Here is a 1,901-nt window from a genome sequence, read left to right on the forward strand (position 1 = left end):
CCTTCATCCCGATACTTACTCAGCTCTTCCAGTGCTTTCTCAAAATTCTTTTTTTGATAATAAAGCCTTGCATTAGTTAAAATGTATTCAGGTTCATCAAGATCATTATCATTGTAAGTGCTGCGATACAGCTCAGCAGACTTGATATCTTTTAGATCTAAATACAAATTAACCAATTTAACTTTATATTCAGGTTCCGATTGTATATTTGCCTTATAAAATTCAATGAGTTTCTGTGAGTCACCCGACCCTAAAAGCAGTTGTTCTTTGGTATCAAGTTGGTTATTAACCGTTGAACAACCGGAGAAGAGAACCAAAACAATAACGGACAATACAAAATTTCTTATCACATCAACGCCCTCATAATACCTGGAGCTGCAATTAAAATAATAATCGGAACCATGATAAAAGCGATAAGTGGAATCGACATCTTCGCCCCCATTTTCCCGATTCGTTCTTCTAAATCCATCATATTAAGCTCGCGAATATCGCTTGCTAAAGTCACTAATACCGGACCAACTGATGAACCAAATTGGAGGCTCTGCACCATGGTCATTACAAAACTTTGTGATTCACTAGTTGGAACAAGCTCATAAAATTCTTCTAATGCCTTTTCAAGGCCCACCAGGCGAGATCGTTCGACAGTTACTCTGACCACATGAGCAAGGTTACTGTCTACTGAGTGAAGTTCTTTCGCCAAGTACTCCAAGCTAGACTCGATAGTCATCCCCGTATGGACGCAAACATTCATTAAGTCGAGTAAAAATGGCAATCGTGAACTTATGTGCTTGATGTTAGATTTACCTCGAGCCGACACATAAGAATCAGGACCAATGATAAATATTAATAAAGCCCCCATTAGATATAACAGTGCGAATACCGTTTTCGTGTCGCCGCTATAAAAATCAAAGCCAATCAGTGCTAAGCAAACACAAAAAGGAACGATTTTTAGTAAGTAATAAACGTCGGCCAGGAAATCACTGTAAAAGCCAGCTGCGACCAATTTTCTTTTTGTTTCATGCTTATTAAAACTAATCCTAGACAATATAGCCTTGAATAAATCTGCTCTTTTCTTCTCTTCTCGTGTCGAACCGATTATTTTTCGAGTCTCTATATCCGCTCTCGTATTATCCCAAAACCGTAAACAATACGTTGCTAGGACCATCGATATAATGAATATCACACTCCAAATAATAACGGTTTCAAAGTCCATCAATTCACACCCCGCAAAATCAGCCAAATGCAAAAAAAACCAACTAGCTCACTGGCTAATACATAATAAAAAATAGGTTGACCAGCTTCTTCAAACATCACAAAACTGTAGTTTTCAGGACTCGTAAACTTCAAAATAATAAGAAAAATAACCGGTAAGCAGGCAATTATCTTTGCCGAAGCTCGAGCTTCTGAGGTCAAGGCATTTTTCTTTTTCTCCACAGCTCTTGAATCGAACATAAGTCGGTTTATTTTGTTGATCACATCTTTGAGTTGTCCACCTCTAGCCAAATTGATTCTTATCGTTGAAGCAAAGAAAAAGTACTCTAAGTACGGAAACGTATTGCTACTTCGTTCAAGAACGTCATCAGGGTCTTCACCAATAAGTAAACGCTCAGCCATGAATTTGAACTCTTTGCCCACTTCGTTATCAAGCTGCTTACCTACATACTCGAAGGCATGAATGATGCTTTGCCCTGAAGAAATGGCCCCACTCAAAATGTTCAAAGCGTCTGGAAAGTTAGTTTTAAAACGCTCTACTTGCCTTGCTTTTAGATTGTTATAAAAGACAAAGAACAAGAGAGGCTCAACAACAATCAGACAAACTATAAAGTCCTGACGTAAAAAAAACTCATTGAGAGCATAAGTTGCAGATGTCGTCACAGAGATAAACAAGACCAGCTTCAAGG

2 protein-coding genes and 1 pseudogene are annotated in these 1,901 nt (G+C 38.2%); all 3 read right to left on the bottom strand.

The annotated features are described in order from the left end of the window. A pseudogene (locus AB4653_RS03095) lies at nt 1-350 on the bottom strand (pilus assembly protein TadD); the annotation flags it as partial. Beyond that, nucleotides 347-1,213 (bottom strand): type II secretion system F family protein, encoded by an 867-nt coding sequence (locus AB4653_RS03100; RefSeq protein WP_009845559.1) that lies wholly within the window; start codon nt 1,211-1,213, stop codon nt 347-349. The gene AB4653_RS03100 and the pseudogene AB4653_RS03095, both read right to left, overlap by 4 nt. Further along, a partial coding sequence (locus tag AB4653_RS03105) for a type II secretion system F family protein (RefSeq protein ID WP_372103312.1) occupies nt 1,213-1,901 on the bottom strand: 689 nt, incomplete at its 5' end. The genes AB4653_RS03100 and AB4653_RS03105, both read right to left, overlap by 1 nt.

The sequence above is a fragment of the Vibrio sp. 10N.222.48.A3 genome (assembly GCF_041475345.1).
GTDB lineage: Bacteria > Pseudomonadota > Gammaproteobacteria > Enterobacterales > Vibrionaceae > Vibrio > Vibrio tasmaniensis_A.